The 17,421-nt window shown below is 48.1% G+C and carries 14 protein-coding genes; all 14 read right to left on the bottom strand.

Annotated elements, in window-relative coordinates; all coding sequences use genetic code 11:
• Window positions 1–325 precede the first annotated feature (325 nt).
• On the bottom strand, window positions 326–1,423 hold the full coding sequence (locus QP775_RS22570) for a CgeB family protein (protein ID WP_239332483.1): 1,098 nt from the start codon (window positions 1,421–1,423) through the stop codon (window positions 326–328).
• Between the two features lie 469 nt (window positions 1,424–1,892).
• Window positions 1,893–2,183, bottom strand: a complete 291-nt coding sequence (locus tag QP775_RS22565; RefSeq protein ID WP_285109046.1) for a hypothetical protein — start codon at window positions 2,181–2,183, stop codon at window positions 1,893–1,895.
• Window positions 2,180–2,548 (bottom strand): hypothetical protein, encoded by a 369-nt coding sequence (locus QP775_RS22560; RefSeq protein WP_285109045.1) that lies wholly within the window; start codon window positions 2,546–2,548, stop codon window positions 2,180–2,182. The genes QP775_RS22565 and QP775_RS22560 overlap by 4 nt, the downstream gene beginning before the upstream one ends.
• The gene (locus tag QP775_RS22555) at window positions 2,545–2,889 is read right to left on the bottom strand and encodes an alpha-helical endospore appendage domain-containing protein (RefSeq protein WP_239332477.1); all 345 of its coding nucleotides are present in this window, start codon (window positions 2,887–2,889) and stop codon (window positions 2,545–2,547) included. The genes QP775_RS22560 and QP775_RS22555 overlap by 4 nt, the downstream gene beginning before the upstream one ends.
• 57 nt (window positions 2,890–2,946) lie before the next feature.
• Window positions 2,947–3,264: a nucleoside-diphosphate sugar epimerase gene (locus tag QP775_RS22550; RefSeq protein WP_239332475.1), complete on the bottom strand. Its 318-nt coding sequence runs from the start codon at window positions 3,262–3,264 to the stop codon at window positions 2,947–2,949.
• Window positions 3,265–3,486: 222 nt separating this feature from the next.
• Window positions 3,487–4,881 carry a glycosyltransferase family 2 protein gene (locus QP775_RS22545; RefSeq protein ID WP_285109044.1) on the bottom strand — a complete coding sequence of 465 codons (1,395 nt, stop codon included), beginning with the start codon at window positions 4,879–4,881 and terminating at the stop codon, window positions 3,487–3,489.
• A gap of 42 nt (window positions 4,882–4,923) precedes the next feature.
• Window positions 4,924–6,003: a GT-D fold domain-containing protein gene (locus QP775_RS22540; RefSeq protein WP_239332471.1), complete on the bottom strand. Its 1,080-nt coding sequence runs from the start codon at window positions 6,001–6,003 to the stop codon at window positions 4,924–4,926.
• Between the two features lie 4 nt (window positions 6,004–6,007).
• Entirely contained in the window at window positions 6,008–7,000 is a 993-nt protein-coding gene (gene rfbB, locus QP775_RS22535) for a dTDP-glucose 4,6-dehydratase (protein ID WP_285109043.1), read from the bottom strand.
• Window positions 6,997–7,728, bottom strand: coding sequence for a sugar phosphate nucleotidyltransferase (locus tag QP775_RS22530; RefSeq protein WP_239332468.1), 732 nt, complete (start codon window positions 7,726–7,728; stop codon window positions 6,997–6,999). Before QP775_RS22530 ends, rfbB begins: the two co-directional genes overlap by 4 nt.
• Before the next feature lie 12 nt (window positions 7,729–7,740).
• On the bottom strand, window positions 7,741–8,499 hold the full coding sequence (locus tag QP775_RS22525) for a glycosyltransferase family 2 protein (RefSeq protein WP_239332466.1): 759 nt from the start codon (window positions 8,497–8,499) through the stop codon (window positions 7,741–7,743).
• Window positions 8,496–9,704: a glycosyltransferase family 2 protein gene (locus tag QP775_RS22520; protein WP_239332464.1), complete on the bottom strand. Its 1,209-nt coding sequence runs from the start codon at window positions 9,702–9,704 to the stop codon at window positions 8,496–8,498. The genes QP775_RS22525 and QP775_RS22520 overlap by 4 nt, the downstream gene beginning before the upstream one ends.
• A 5-nt stretch (window positions 9,705–9,709) precedes the next feature.
• Window positions 9,710–10,492: a glycosyltransferase family 2 protein gene (locus QP775_RS22515; RefSeq protein WP_285109145.1), complete on the bottom strand. Its 783-nt coding sequence runs from the start codon at window positions 10,490–10,492 to the stop codon at window positions 9,710–9,712.
• A 398-nt stretch (window positions 10,493–10,890) separates the two neighbouring features.
• Window positions 10,891–16,074 carry a WIAG-tail domain gene (locus tag QP775_RS22510; protein ID WP_239332462.1) on the bottom strand — a complete coding sequence of 1,728 codons (5,184 nt, stop codon included), beginning with the start codon at window positions 16,072–16,074 and terminating at the stop codon, window positions 10,891–10,893.
• A 125-nt stretch (window positions 16,075–16,199) separates the two neighbouring features.
• On the bottom strand, window positions 16,200–17,366 hold the full coding sequence (locus QP775_RS22505) for a glycosyltransferase family 4 protein (protein WP_285109042.1): 1,167 nt from the start codon (window positions 17,364–17,366) through the stop codon (window positions 16,200–16,202).
• Window positions 17,367–17,421 lie beyond the last annotated feature (55 nt).

The following is a 17,421-nucleotide window of genomic DNA, read 5'->3' as shown; positions in this document are numbered from 1 at the left end:
AAAATCCTATCATTTACTCGTCATATCTTTAATTATCTTCATTCGATTGGATAACAGTAGCATTTTAAAGTAATTTCGATAACAATATGGATTTAATCGCTTTCTTGGCAAAATTTCTGTCATGATTAATCTATTACTCGTGTCCTGTTCAAGCTTCCATTTACAGCTCATAGCTCGCTTTGATGCGTTTGCATAAGGCATGCATAGGCGGGATTTAGACTACACTGCCTTTTCGTATGGCTATATCAGCGCATACACTAAAGCCGCCTGAATCGAGTACGTTCAAGCGGCTGTCTCATGTCATTTTTTGGGATCCGCGGGAACATCAGTAGCCAAAAAGAGTACCCAAAAGCTGATTCATCCGATTGGCATACGTATGCTCACGCAGCGTTCTTTCAAGCCCGCGCAGCGCAATCTCACGCCGTTCTCCTTCATGGTGCAAATAATGCTCCATCTTTGCAAGCAGCTCATCAGGCGATTGGTAGGTCACAATCTCGATACCAGGGGTATAAAAGCTAGCTAGATCACTGCGAATGTCTGTCAATTGCAGTGTGCCGCAGCAAGCAATTTCAAACGTCCTTGGGTTCGGAGAGGAGGCAATAATCTGACTGGAATTGCTGTTCACCGTCTCGTCATCGTGAGATCTGTGCATATTGATGACAATTTTGGTCATGTTGTACATATCAGCTGTTTCTTGCGGAGTCATCCAACGACCAAGATCAATCTTGCCCGTATAGGAGCTAAACTGTGGCAGTCGATCCCACCACAAGCCTGAAAAGTATGCGTTATACTGCATCATTCGATCTATAATCGATTCGAAAAAACGTACTCTGTTCCAGTAGGCTGAACCTATAAAACAAACATCGCGGCGCCCCGGTGTAGGTGTTGTCTTCGGCAAAAAATGGCCTGGATACACCGCAAACGGCAAGTAATGAACACTGGGACAGCCAATAGATTGATAATAGCTGACACTGTTGATTTCTAACGTAAACACATCGCTGTAATGCGGCACGATAGCAGACATCATATCCGTATAATACGGATCGTCCGTCAGCCATACGGCTGTGCGAATGCCTGCTGCCCGCAGTTCATCAAGCTGGCCGATTGGAAGCTCCATGCCATCCAAGGCGATGATAATATCCGGCCTTAAGGAGGCCGCCGAAGCTGCAACGGCATCTCTCGGCCCGATGACCGTCACCTTCCCCACCATCTCCTGAAGCGTGCTGACTAACGCATCATCAATTGGAGAGTATGGGAAGCCCTTGCCTGAGGTAACGTACATGACATGTATAGGTCGATGAGGAATTTGCGGGCGTATGGTCTTCACCAGCATATCCGCACGGCCACGAAGGTATCCATCCTGGTATCCTTCATGCAGACCGCGTAATCGTCCACGCCTGCGAGCAACGGTTATCGATGTCACGCGTCTGTGTCGATATGATTTCCTCCGTGAGCGTGAACCGGGCATCTCCTCACTCCTTTGTTGTTACTGTCGACCGTGAGCCAACCAAACTTTGGCTGTATCGAGGCCAACACCATACTTATTCAACCACCAATCTTTCATAAATCATAACGATCATCATCTATCTACTCATTTGTCATCCAATCAAACCAAGTTAGTCTGTTCCTTGCCTTCATAACGACAGGTGATTGTTCCTGAAACCTCAGTGCTTGACATTAGCGACACCCGCCTGTACCAATCATGAGCAGCAACTAGCAACGAATCACAACTGGTGCCGAATAATGTGTGCAGTCAAATCACTATATGCCGCTAGACCGACTGTCTTATGGACTTTTGTCGATATCGATAGAAATAAGGCTGTTGCCTTATGCACAGCCTTCCATAAAAACAGCCTGATATCGCACGAGGCACATATCAGGCTATTTTCCCACTATACTTGCCCGGCATAAGCTAACTGGTGTCCATCCTCATATCCTTTTGCAAAGCCGCTGTTAAAGCCCTCGTTGTATGCTGCATCATAACCTTGTTTAAAGATGATCCCAGATGATCCCATTCTTCTTCTGCCTCGCTTACTCTTTGCCTTAATACCACCCCTACGCTTGATTAGTCGGCTTTTCCCTGCTCGTCTGACGCGCAAGCGGCTTGACGCTGCTCTGCCAGACTTACTTCTCGTTCTCTTCGAAACGGACTTACGCTTTCGGCTGCGGCTGTCTTTCTTCAATGTGCTTCTCCTCCTGCGCTCCCTTGGGGGCCATATATTTCAACATGACAAACTGGATTTAGCCATGGTATTTCGGGGGTTCCTTTATTTAGGCTGCGCGGCCTCCAGCCAGTCACCATATGGCATAAAGCATGCTGATGCTGCGACAGCAAATGAATGTTGTCGTACATTAGTTTTACTTGCACCTCCGAATGTGCAGACACATCTGCCAACTGCTCAAGCAGCCGCGCCAATGCAATCTGACTCCTTGTGATCGCTTCAACCATCGCAACTTTGGCTTCATTTTCACGATGATCATGTGCTGTCGACATCACATGATAGGCAGCATTGCTTCCTGGAGTAGCTTGATTTGTTTTATTGTTCATTGCAGCCTATCCCCAAGTTCAAATTCTCCGAACGCTCCATCGGAAATACCATCGCCGTGTCCTCCGCTACCCGCACGATGAAATATCGTCTTCATATTTCTAGCCAAGCCCTGCTGCAGTTTGGTTAGTCCTTCTAATACTTCAATGACTTGCTCATGGATTTCAAGAGCTTCTTCTATCTGTTCATGAGGTGTCGCTGCTGGCTGGTGAGTGAAGTGATTAAGCATCCAATTGCGGGATTTCTCAGCTTCCATTGCTTTTGCTTCGAGAATCATCGATATGCTCCACTGCATGTCAGCCATAGCCTCCAGCATTTTTGTCATCGCACGTTCCCGACTCACCCATCAATCCCTCCTCACCTCATCGAGACACCGTTTATAAGACGCACAAGTGTCTACTCAAGCCTCTCCCTGCGCGTTCTCATTTTGCAGCTCGATCATAATCTGCTCCAATTGGTCAGCAAGAGCATGCTCTAGCTCCGCAATGCCATTCAAATAGGCAATCAAATTGCGGGATAATGCCATCGATTGCTCTTTAATGTCCCTTACTCCGTGAAGTAATTCCTGTGTATCGGGCAAGACATGAATGACCTGCGAATTGCGAACGGCTACATGACGCTCCGCATCCAGAACTCGCGCCATCTGCTGCTGCGTATGTGACAAGTGCTGCATCGTATGATTAACGGCATGATTAACGGATTCATTATTAGGATGCATGTTTGTCCCTCCTTTTCTCTCAGACCAGTTTATTTATGGCAATAGTACCTGGTGCACAAACAACGTCAGAACTTCCTCATACACAACATATGCCGTTTGATACGGCTTCGCATACGGCTGATTCGCCCAATTCATAGCATCACCAGCATGTACAGTATAATTTCCTCAACAGCAGCGCAAAGAAGCATAACCAGCGCATTGACACCGGTATGCTCCTTCACCTTATATATGATAAGCATGAATAACTGGCGCAGCGATAATAGGGATGCCCTCATGAAGCTGCAGGCGTTCAACCTCTGTTCGATGCGTTAATCGACCTTCGAGCTGCCAGCGACTCAGCGCATGTCCGCTAACGACCTCGCGGTACGTATCCCCTTGACGTTGATACCATCTGCCTGTCTCGGTTGTAAACATACCGCCATCGGGAATCGTTCCATCTACTGCTACTCGTTCATGCCACTTCGCCTCTGCAGCGGAAGCATCCATCACGTCACCAGTAGGCCAACCGAATAAGTCAACTTGTGACAATTTGACTACAGGTACACCCACATGTCCCCGCAGTGGATGCTTTGCCCCTTGTTCCACCCAATATACCGTCTCGCTAAGTCCAGTCACCGCCACATGCGACGGATAAAATGATTGGGATCTAAAATGCTGAACAATGCTTCCTTGTCCGTCATATATTCGTGGCTGCATCTTTCGAACCCAATCGCGGGGGTCAGCCCACTTAGCGCTAAAAAATGCGGCGTTCTTATCATTTACAACCTGAAACTGATCGCCGAGTGCCCTCATACTCTGACTGCCGTAGTGATGAATAAATGTATCTCTTGCAACCACCAGCTTGCGGCCGTTTATGAGCGCTCGTACAACGTAATCCTCATCTTCAAAATTTCCGATCTCGAAACCTTCATCAAAGTAGCCATTTGCATCAAAAAACGCACGATTAAATAAGAAACAAAAACCAACGATTCGATCAGTATGCTGCCACAGTTCCGGATTCGAGACGTTATGTTTGGCTGCAAATGCTTGCATATCTTCCACACGAGTATATGGAACCTCTATTTGTTGTTCTCCGCTAATATAGTTCGTAACAGGCCCTACAATCCCGATGTTCGGGTCACTATTTAGACATAGCAGCAAATTACTCAACCAATTGGGCGTCACGACAATATCATTGTTTAACACACATATTGTCTGTCCTTTTGCCATCATCAACCCTGTGTTGACAGCACCTGCAAAACCTTTGTTGCTCTCGTGAACATAGTATCGAAGCTTTCCTGCCATTGAATCGAGGTAAGAAGCGGCACCGTCCGTTGACGCGTTGTCAACAACGATGATTTCATGGGGAGTTGGCGTATACGCTTGAATGCTGGAGATGCATTGCTGGAGGAGATCTAACTTATTAAAATTCGGAATAATAATACTCGTGCCTTCCAACCGGGCTTCATACTGCTCTTGACCAGCACGAAGCCCTTCAGCATATCCATACGCAAACCCTCGCTCATAGCGCACCCGCCTTCCATGCACGGACTTGCGTCTAAAGCCCCTTGCTTGACGCTTGACCGCACGCGGTTGGCGATCCGTATTGATGCGAGTTGTTCGTCGAAGATTAGCCATCTTCTTCACACCTCCGGTGTAGTCTGGAATAACATGGGCAACTCATAGAGGATGTTCTCTACTTGCAATTTTATTAGCCAGATGACCGAAGTCTATGGCAACTTTGCCATACTGCGAGGCAATGCGCTCTGCAAGGATCACCGCTGGAATTCCTGCCGCTACCAAGGCAAAATCATATTGGTGAGAGCCAGCTTCCTGCATCACTCTAGGAATATCCCTCACACCTATCACGGGTGCAATAAGCCCCGTTACCGTAATACCATGCTGTTGGAGCACTTGCGAAAGCTCTTCTGCTACATTGCCGATCACGAGTACGCGTCGTCCCTGCATCAACCGCAGCAAAGAGCCCTGCTGCGCCAACATGTAGTTAACAGTTGAATAAGTTAACCGCATAGCACCAATAGACATGCCATACGAGCGGAATAACGGATGTACCAGACCTTGAAAATTGGGAGATTTGGCTGTAGGAATGCCAACAAAAGTTGCCTTGCGCACAGATTCGGCCAATTGCTCTCTATACTCATGGTCTGGCACTTCTATTCCAGAGTAAGGCAGAAAAGGTCCTTCTCTTTGCACCAAGGCGGAAGAAAGCACACGGTCATGCGCTAGAGCAAGCAGTTCGCCATCACCAAGCCGGACCAACGACATTGGCCGCCGTTCATCTAATGCTTGGATCATTTCCGCTAAAATCGTCTGTGGATCGACCAATGGCTTCAACAAATGCTTCACTTGTTCGAAGCCAAGTGCAATAACATGTTCTACCGGAATGTCAGGAAGAATGTGATCTTCTGGTACGAGGCCAGCAAGTACGGCCTCTCCACCTTCGTATTTCCCTTTACGGAACCCGTCCTCATAAGCGATGCTTCGCTCTGCTTCAACGATATCTGGCGCAGTAACAGGCTGAAGTGGAACTTGCTTGCGAGGTCGCATAGCGCGACGCCACTTCTTCTTGCCGCGCTTGAGCCTACGCTTGCTCCTGAGTGGACGCGCGCCAGGTTTAAGGCGCGCATCCGAAGCTCCTTGGGGGTGGTTACGAGTACTCTGCTTTCTGCGGTGAGCATGAACAAGGACTTCATCGCTTGGATGACTTGCAGATGTGTTCGCTTGAGAATTCCTCCTCATCACATCATCTCCCTTTCCGATAGGAGCCAGATTGAATTCGTTCCCACCAAACCCGATTGTCAACATACCATTGAACCGTTTCCGCAAGCCCTGTCTCCAGCGTTTGCTCCGGCACCCATCCCAGCTCCTGTTTTGTCTTTGCTGGATCAATGGCATACCTGCGGTCATGACCACTCCGATCGGCCACAAAGGTGATTAAGGATTCCGGCTTGCCCAGCAATTGCAATACAGATCGTACGATGTCGATGTTCGTTCGTTCTTGATGGCCTCCAATATTGTACACTTCGCCTACTGCGCCACGCTCCCATACTGCAGCAATGGCCGCACAATGATCACGCACATACAGCCAATCACGAACATTTAAGCCATCACCATACACCGGTATTGGCTGATTATGAAGTGCCTTGACAATAATGGTTGGGATCAACTTTTCTGGGAACTGATAAGGACCATAGTTATTGGAACACCTCGTGATAATAATCGGCGTTCCGTATGTGTGTACATAGGACCTGGCCAGTAGGTCAGAGCTTGCTTTGCTTGCAGAATAAGGGCTGTTCGGTTGAAGCGGTGTGTCTTCCGTAAAATACCCTGTTGCTCCGAGAGTGCCATATACTTCATCTGTGGAAATATGAATTATTCGGGCTACACCGCTTGCCTTGGCAGCTTCAAGCAGGTGAAAGGTTCCCAGCACATTGGTGCGCACGAACTGCTCAGGCCCTGTAATACTGCGATCAACATGTGATTCTGCCGCAAAATGAAACATAGCTTCATAGGTCTCGCTTTGAAAGAGACTACGGACTTGCTCTGCATCCGTAATATCCGTTCTAACAAACCGATATCGATCCGAACTGCTCCATTTTTCCACATTATCAGGATTACCAGCATACGTAAGAGCATCCGCGTTCGTAATATGAATATCAGCATAATGCTCAAACATGTATCCGATAAAATTACTCCCGATAAATCCCATTCCCCCTGTGACTAAAAACTTCCTCATAACTGTACCCCACGCAGCTTCATCGCTGCTTCATTAAAGGAGTCAAAGGTTCCGGCATCTGTCCACCATCCCCTTAACACATCATATTTAAGACTATCAGCCTGTGCGTACACATTGTTAACGTCCGTAATTTCAAGCTCACCACGCGCTGAAGGCGCAATACTGTGAATATGTCGAAACACTTCAGTATCATACATATAAATACCTGTTACGCAATAATAGGACTTGGGCTGCTTCGGCTTTTCCTCAATCCGTATAATGTAATCTTGTTTTACCTCGTCAAATACGGGTACACCGTATCTTCTGGGATCAGACACCTTCTTCAGAAGTACACGGGCTTCACCTGAGCCCTGCTCCAGATACGACTGCACATAAGGAGTGATGTCATCTTGAAATAAATTGTCGCCAAGCAGCACAACAAATTTCTCTCCCGGAGCAAGAAAAGGCTCAGCCAACGATAATGCTTGTGCAATGCCACCGGCTTCTTCTTGGATAGAAAAGGTAACACGAACCCCGAATTGCTGCCCGCTTCCGATATATTCGGTGAACAAAGCTGCGGACATTTTTCCTGTAACGATAATTAAATCGGTCACTCCGGCAAAGCGAAGCCGCTCAATGCCATAACTAATCATCGGATACTTGCCGACGGGAAGCAAATGTTTGTTCACCAGCTTCGTTAACGGATATAGTCGTGTTCCAGTGCCTCCCGCCAGAATAATTCCCTTCACATCTCTTCCTCCTCACATAAAATGGTGGGGATCGATATTCCATTTGCGCTTGAACAACTCATAATTACGCTGCACCAGTTGTCGAAGATGAGTCTCCCCGAGTTGTTTGAAGCTATGGCTGCCATAATGGTGAACGAACACATCCCCGCACATCATAATTCCGTAACCGCTCATACGTGCTCTTAGACAAAAATCATCATCCTCATAGTGTCCTGGATTAAATTGCTCATCCAGCAGGCCTATCGTATCCAAAACCTTACGTTTCAAGGCAAAACAAAGCCCAACTACACGCTGCACACGCTCACGCTTGAAACGATCGGGTTGATTAAGTTGTGCTGCTAATCGGTGAAACTGCTCTAGATCTTCATAAGGATGATTCACTTGTTGACGCCCGCTTGCGTAATTGGTAGTTGGTCCAACGATGCCAACTTCTTCATGCTCCATCAGAGCTTGACTTAAGTTGCGCAGCCAATAATGAGATACGACTACATCATTGTTAAGCAGCACGATTGTATCGCCTGAACTAATCAGCATCCCTGCATTGCATGCTGCGGGGAACCCCCTGTTCTCCGGCAGCGAAACATAAGTGAGCCTTTCCGCAATACAATAATGGCGTGTACCGTCTGAGGAATGATTATCGACCACAATGATCTCATACGGTACATCCGTATACTTGCGTATGGATGAGACGCAGTGCCGCAACAGTTCGCAGCGATTATACGTAGGAATAATGATGCTGGACAATGGCGCCGCTACATGGGCAAGTGTCATGTTCCATTCCTCCTGAGCGCGATCTGGTCACGACTACGCTGGGGCTCGTGAAGACGGTCACCGTACCATTTCCATATTTCCTGAATAGCTTCCACATGGTCCCCTAGTATAAGCTGAGCCACAGGATTGTGATCTCCAACGTTCGTGGCACGCATTCGATTATGTGTAATGACATCTACTACGTGAACTCGCTGCACGTTTAATCCATGCAGCAGTGCTAATGTATGCGCCCGCGGTGGGACACTAAGCGCATCAACACCGATGGTATCCACCGTACGCCGACTTAATGCGTGTGGCACTGCAGTCAGCGAATTCACATCCAGATCTTCTCTGCCCAGAGTGTGGTTAAGCCATAACTTGCAATGACTGATGGTATCCTGGTTGTCAAACGTACCCATAAAAGGACTAATATCGTTTAACGCGACATCTATACCACTTTCTACCGCCCAAATAAATGCACCCAAGTCCTCTGCTGGGACTTGGAGATCACTATCTGTAAACAGCATCACGTCTGCTCTAGCCAGCTTAGCACCTATGGAACGACCTACATCGTGCCCTATAGCATCCGGGTAATGGACAATCGTTGATGCAGGCGATGCTTCTCTTGCCAATTGTAAAGTCATATCCGTTGACCCGTTAACGATTATGATCAGTTCATCTAACACAAGACGTTCCAGTTCTTGCAGCACCGAGCTAATTCGTTCTTGTTCATTCATCGCGCTTATAATAACGGCATGACGCTTTGTCGCCGGAATCAGTACAACCGAAGGCAGCGCCAGTTCTGGCCCTGCTTCGCGGGAATACCCGGCCTGATAAGCTTTTCCTAGTGCCAATATCGCCTCGTACGATACAATATGCGAGAAGGCGTTGGCATAACATGCACTAAATGATCTCTTTAATGACTTTAAACGCGAATTCAGGTCCAGCAGCTGGTATTGGGCATCTCGTGCCAATTGTCCATCATGCATACCCGCCTCTTCCGAGCTCCGTATTACGGCAGCTGATACTAACGGTTCAGACAGCGGAGAATGCCGCTTCATTTGTTTGTCTTGCATCGATCCTGCAACTGTCTGCGCTGAACGCAATCGCCTCTTCTTGTGCCGCGGCCGTTGAAGTGGTCTTTGGCTTCTGTGAACAGCAGCTGCACGTCTGGATCGCTTCGCCTTACGTTGATATCTTCCTCGCCTCATTACCTTACGCTTCAACGATTTCACCTCACAAGATGGCGTTGTCGGTTTAAATCCGTGTAACCTCCCCGATTGCCCGCATGTTCAATGAGCCAGCGTACAGATTGAAGATGGTCATTGTCAATCAGAGATGTAAGTGGATCTTGCTCATACTGCTTCGTCCGTATCGGATTTAAACTGCCAACATCGATGCCGACCGTTCGTTCGACCCGAAGCCCCTGATGAACTGCCCTTGCATGAGCGAGCGGCGGGATCGATAATGCATCGGCGCCAATGGTATCCAAGGCTCTTCGGCTTAGGGCATGCGGAACAGCAGTCATGGACGTCCCTTTTAGATCAGATCGGGACAACAGTGCATTTAGCGTATGCTTGGCCAAGACGACACGATGTACATAACGCCTGTTGGTCGGTCCTGAATAATCATTTAAGGCCACATCTACACCTGCAGCAACGGCCCTAATAAAAGGTTTTAATCGCTCTGCTGGTATGACCATATCCCCGTCGATAAAGAGTAGAATCTCACCTTTCGCTGCCTCTGCACCTATGGTCCGGCCTACATCGTGACCCAGCGGATTGGCATGCCGAATGACATGCGCCCCGGCTCTTTCTGCTAGTAGACCTGAGCCATCAGATGTCCCATTGGACACCACAATGATCTCTGTTTCCGGATGAACTCTACGTGCCTCATGGATTACCTCCACGATCGTGCGACGTTCATTCATTACCGGGATAATGACCGACACGATTGGATGAGGATGCGATGTCCACTGCTTCCTCATCCTTTTCACGGCTTTCCGCCTACGCATACCCGTCTTTGTAAGACTCAGAGAGCTGAGGCGACGTATCGGCCTTTTCCCTCTGCGCAGCGATAATGCTGCTGTTCGTTTACCTGATCGTGCACCCGTCCGACTGCGATCCGAGCGATGTATCCGCTTAAGTCGACGCATGTATTCACCCCCTGCCACAAATAGGCCTGCTGCACCTGCTGCTACAACACATAGTATGAGCAGGGATAAATGTGGTAACGGCAAATGTACGTGTTGGCTGACTTTAGCCTTTCATTGCTGCCAAAAAAACGGTAGACCGGGACAGCTTTCTCCCGGTCTATTCCTTACAGGAATGGAACCTTTCCCATAATACATCCTCTAACAAAGCCGCGATTTTCCACTTTTGCCTCTTCATCACGATCTCTCGTATACGCCAGCTACGAGATGACGATCCACGACAGATGCCCTTGTAATGTGCCCCCTTTAAGTCGACGGACGATTGAGATGTCAGCACTATCCTTCCATCTTTGTGCTAATACGGCATAACATTCTTCATGATTGGTCATAGCGACAAGTACGTAATCAGGGGTATCGTATGGCTCTTGAAAATAAACCGTAAGTGTCATCCGATCTTCCACTTCGTTAAGTTCAAACGGTGTTGTGCCAAACTGCTGTAAAGCCGTACGTTTTGTAGCTGCGGTGCGAACTGGGGAATAGTTGCAGTGTTCTGCTGTTACTGCATATTTTTGTAGATGCTGTCCTTGAATTGCTCCTTCTTGCACATGTTCTGACTTGATGGCTCCATCCCGTATCGTCCGTGTAGATATCGAAGCCGTTGCAAGATGTTCCGTCATCACGGATTCGTTGCGAAGGTGTATGGAATGGATAGATTCCGCTGCCAGCTTCTGACCTGTCACTGCGTCATTTACCAGCTTATCATTTGTGATGCTATCATTCTGAATCATCGAAGTTATAATCGCTTCATCCTGAATATGATCACGGCCGATTGACTGCGGCAAGATCTTACTTCCAGATACAGCCCCATCTAACAGCTTCTCCTCCGTGATAGCCCCATCTTCTAGATGTTCTCTCCTGACAGCAGCAATCTGCAGCTGTAGAGGCCCGATCGCATGGGCTTGGATATGCGCGCCATTAATTTCGCAAGATCCAATATGCTGTGCGCCTACGGCGTTTTCCGCCAACTGCAGCTTACCGATTGCACCTGGCTCCAGATGGTCACACTTTACAGCCTCGAGACCGATCTGATCACTCGTCACACATCCTTGGGCGAGCTTCCCCGTTGTGACGCTTCGATCTGCTAGCTTATTTGACGTTACAACCTCATGCGCCAAGAGTTCAGTGGTTATTGCCTCTACTTGAATGTGTGACGCTTCGATCGCATGTATCGCTATCTTGGCGCTTGTAATACACCCGTCAGCTAATTTCTCGTTCGTAACGGCTTCATTCCGCAGATGCTCGCTGTGAATCACTTCCTGCTTTAAGTGGGCGCTATCCACAGCCTCTTCTGCCAGATGCTCTCCCTCTACCACTCCCTGGCCAATATGCTGTGCGCATACGGAACGATCAGCGATGTGTCGCGCCTCAATAGCTGCACTATCGATCAATTCCGCTTGAATGGAGTGTGCTATCAAATGCGCCCCTGTAATGGTTCTCATAGCCAGCTTTGTACCTGTCACACTTCCGTCCGCTAGCTTTTCATTTACAATAATATTGTCCTGCAGCATGAAGGACGCGATTGTATGCGGCTCAATATGTTCTCCTCGAACAGCATTAGATGCAATCTTATCACTCGTAACGGCTCCCTCTGCCAACTGTTCTTTTCCAACAGAAAGTTCTGCCAAATGATCCGTCCTGATCGAATGCACCGCAATTTGTCTGGACCCAACAGACATCGGCAATAAATGTTCCCCGCCTATTTCTGAATATGCAATGTGCTGCCCTTTAATGACACCGTCTCCCACATGACAGCTAAGAATCGCTTGATCAGCGAGGTGATTCGCTTGAACCGCCGCTGCTGACAAATTATCACTCTTCACTGCTCCCTCTGCCAGTCGTGACGTATCCACGGAGCGTTCCTTCAGCATATCAGTGCGAATAGAATCGGCTGCGATATGGCTCTCATTAATAATTTGCTCTCTTAAATGATGCGGAAGCAAAAAACCCTCTGTTAAATGGTGTGATGAAATAATAGCATGCTTTAAGTGTCTTCCATCTATGGCTTCCGCTTGGATATGCTTCGAACCAATCGTCTCGCTATGAATGTGATGCCCCCCAACAGCTGCATGCTGTATATGTTCCGCGGCAACGGCTCCATTCGCGAGATGCTCCTGTCCTACTGCATGCAAGGATAATTGGGTATGGCCTACAGCACCATCCGCAATTGCATCCATCCCTACAGATTGACGGGCCAGATGATCCGCTTGCACACTCCCTGCCATCAGATGCTGGCTCTCGATCGCTTCCGATTGGATATGAGCAGATGCAATAATATCTGATTGCAAATGCCCTCCATGTATAGCTCCCTGATCTATATGCCCTGAATGAATAGCTGCATGCTGTATATGACCAGACTGAATGGAATCCAACTCCAGATGCTCTTGTAGAACAGCACCTCGCTGGATGTGCTCTGCTGAAATTGCACCATAGGTTATATGCGTGCTCCCAATCGAGTGATCCTGTAATTTCACACCGTCTAGGCTGCCGTCCGCTATAAATTCTCCGGATAATATGTCCGGCCCGAGGTGATGGACATAAATACTGCCCTTTTTGACGTGATACCCCTGAATGGCCTCCACTCGGATATGCTTACCCGAAATCGTCTCCAGTGCAATGTGTTTGCCAGTAATCGCATTTGTATTTATCTTATCTTGCGTAATGCTGTTATCCACCAGCATTCCCGACGTGATGGACTGCTCCTGGATGTGACAGGCACCGATAATACCATCGTTAAGATGCTGTGTTTGAATAGCCCCATCAGCTAGATGCAAGGAGGAAATAGCCATTGCTCCCACTTTTGCGCTTGTAATACTGTTATCTTCTAAATGCCGTTCGCTGACGCTGCATGCCTGCAGTTGAGCAGCACCCACGCTGCCTTCGCCAAGCTTTGATTGTGATATTGCCCCATCCTGCAGATGCTCCGAATGTATGCTATCTTTGCTTATATGCGAAGCACTGATCGTCTCATTCGCTACATGCTCAGCATGAACGCTGTCAGCAGCAAGCAGCTTCGACACGATGCTATGGGGCGCTATTTTCTCTGTTGTGACAGCACCTGCTTGGATGGCTCCCTGATCAACAGCATTCAAGGACAGATGCTTGGTTTCGATCAATTCGTCGGTCAAGTGTCGAGACAAAATCGACTCCTCGTGAATTAATTCTTGTGTGATAGCCCCTTCGATAATATGAACGGTCTCCACACTGTCTGGAGCCAGCTTATCAGCAGTTACACTCTTATTAGCAAGCTTGCTGGTCGACACCGCCAAATCACTTAACTTATCGCTCGATACACTTTCCGGAGACAGCTTCAACGAGGTTACAATATGATCAGCTAGATGATGGGAATATATAGCTCCCATTCCCACATGGTAGTCGCGAATGGCTTGCGGCATAATCTTGTCGCTTGTAATAGTATCATTCTTCAGCATTTCCGACTTGATGGATTGCGCTCTTATGTGTTCGCTTCCGATCATATTTGGCGCAATATGATCATCCAGCACCACACCGTGGCCAATTGCAACCGAAGTAACAGCACCACTTTGCAGGTGGCGGGGGGCAATGCTGCCGTCAGCCACTTTTTCAGACGTTACACTCCAACTTGCCAGCTTCTCGACTGTCACAGCAGCGTCAGCAAGTACATCTGTAACTACACAGCCGCTGCCTAATTTCTCCGCTGTGATTGTACAGTCCTGAATATGGGCAGCCGATACACTTTGAAGATCAAGATGCCCGCTCTGCACTGCCTGCTGCGCCAAAATAGAAGAAGTGACTGCACCATTACGCAAATGTCGCTCTTCCACCGCAGCTGCAAGAATATGCTCCTTCCCAACGGATTGAGGCACTATATGCTCCGCATTTATAGCCATGTTCGCGATGTGCTGTGCATTTACGGCATGTTTCGCAATATGGCGCTCCTCAACAGCTTCGTCGGCCAGTTTGCCCGGTAGGATGCTTTGATCAGCTATCTTGGATGAGGTTACAGCATGGTCTACCAATTTAACTGTCGAGATAGACTGATCTCCGAGTTTTCCTACAGTAATGGCCTGCTCCTTCACGTGCCAACCATGAACTTCTCCCTGACCGATATGCTCCTGATGGATCGATTGTTCCACAAGGTGATAAGAATGAACAGCTGCGGGCATTAGCTGCTTGCCTGATATCGATTCCATCTTGATATGGTCGCCAGCGATGGCCTCGGGGGCAATATGTTCGCTGTCAATCTGCGAAGGCATAATGTGTCGAGACTCAATTGAGTAATCTGACAAATGATATCGGGTTACGCTGTGCTCTGCCAACTTATCACTTTGAACACTCTCTTGTGCCAGCTTATCAGAGGTTATTGCTCCCATACGGATTTTTGAGGATGTTATCGCTTCTTCAGCCAGCTTGGAAGTATCAACACTTTCGTTCGCTAGATTCTCTGTATGAATCGCACCACTGCGAATTTTGTCCGATGTAACGGCTTGTTCTTGAAGTAGTTCATTCGAGATAATCAGCGCACGTAAATGCTTCGTCTCAATCGAGCCTTCTGCGATCTTCGATGCGTCTATCGTCTTATCTGCCAGCTTCGCAGAAGTGATGCTGCCATCCTTTATTTTCTCGGATGTAATAGATCGATCCCTAATCTTGCTCCCAGAAATAGCATTACTGATAAGATGCTCGCCAGATATCGATTCCGCAGCAATCTTTGCGCCTGTAACGGCCCCATTCACTATTTTAATACCTGTAATGGCATGATCCCGCAAAGAGTCGGCGTTCACACTATCCCGCTTCAGCTTTGATCCATCGATGGAGTACGGAGCAATTTTCTCATTTGTGATCGCTTCATCCACAATGTCATCTGTGTAGATAAAAGCTTTAACGCGTTTGTGTTGTTTTTCCGTTAACAAATGCTCCCGTTGTTCTTCACTGACAACGTGCTGAGCTGCCTTGGAAAGTGGCAATTCCCCTGCTGCCCTTATTGGTTCGTTTACAATGAACTGGGTGTCGGTGTTCATGTTTACCACCGAATCATCTGTTTTTATTAATGATTCAGATGATTGAGATGGTTCAGAATTTTTCTCGAGCACAATTGGGCTCTCGCTACTTGGGGATATTAATGATTTAGCATGATGCTGCTGCGGAAGTTGAACAGACCTAGCCCCGATAATGGCCGTGCCTGCAATCTCTGCAGCCCCCCTTGTGCTTCCCGCTGCTCCCTCTGGGGCAGTTAATGCTTGTTCCGCTAACGCACTTAATGTGGCCTCTTTTTTGCTAGACATATTTGCTGTACTGTTCCTAGGAGATCGATCCAGCCATTTCAGTTCAGACGTATTCGGATTATCGACAATATATAGTGGTTTCTTCACTTTGGATGTCGAACGCGTATGCCTTTTCTTTTGCACGAACTTACTCCTTTCCGACTAACTGCAGTCTTAACCTAATTGATGTAACATCATATGCGTTAGGCTATCATCACGTCACTTACAGACCAGAAGGTCCAAGCATTAAAAAAGACCGTTCCCGTCCATTAACGAGAAGCGGTCGCACATAAGCTGATTTCATCTGCCCAACGTTCTGCTGTACGCCGCCAAGTATACAGCGACTCTACATGTTCTACACCCGCTTGGCCAAGCTGCTCACATAATGCCCTGTCTGATAAAAGGCGCTCCAATGCTATACTCAGCTGTGCCTCCATCCGGTGAGGAGGTACCAACAATCCTGTCTTTTCATCGACTACAACCTCTTGTATTCCGCCAACCCTGGAAGCTATCACGGGCACGCCAGAAGCCATCGCCTCCACGTTCACAAGACCAAAAGCTTCTCTCCTTACTGAAGGGACAACAACTACGTCTGCCATCGCATACCACGAGGGCACTTCTTCGTGAGACACATAGGGAACAAAACGAACATGCTCCCGATGTCGTCGCCCGATTCTCTCCAGTCTTCTGACATACTTCGTCTTGCGCTTGGAACCATAGAAAGCACTACCCACGATCACAAGCAATACCTCGGGGTGAGACTTCTTTAACCTAGGAACGGCTTGCAGCAAATGGTGTACTCCTTTTAAAGGAATGAGACGTCCTACATACAGCACGACTTTACGCTCTTCCCAGCCATGACTACTTTTGCCGGCGGTATATCGTTCTCTTCCCTCTTCGCTCCAGCGCGTCCTAAAACGTGCTCCATCCACACCAAGCGGGTTAATTACGATTCTGGCTTCGCAATCCGGCACCTTACGCCGAACCTCCTCATACAAATAGCGGCTGTTGACAAAAATCCGATCCGCAGACCGGAAGGCTGTGCGCAAAAGCTTCACTGAAATATGTTTACGGCTCATAAAAGTAGTGGAATGAAGGTTCAGCCAGACCTTAGTATTGGGAAACGAACGTTTTAATTCCAACACAAAGCGCGGCCTGTTTTCCACTTGCACAATATCAGGATTAAACGCTGCCAGACCATGAATGACGTCGCGGATATAGCTGCGTGTCGTTGATGATCGGATACGCTCACAAGGAACCCCACGAACAAGTCCATACTGTGCTTGCCCCGGCCACAATCTGCCGTATATACGTGCTTCCATACGTTCAGCAGCCATACTGACGACATATTCGACGACTCTTTCGACTGAGCTGCTGGCACCTGAAGGAATAGGGAATGTTCCGGGTGTGATGACAGCTACTCGGGGAAGCCGCATGCAATCCACCTCTTATTCTGTAAAATTAGACATTCGGCATTCTGCACTCGTCCAT

This window comes from Paenibacillus sp. UMB4589-SE434, from assembly GCF_030226685.1.
Classification (GTDB): Bacteria; Bacillota; Bacilli; order Paenibacillales; family Paenibacillaceae; genus Paenibacillus_B.
This window is presented reverse-complemented; position numbering and strand designations above follow the sequence as displayed.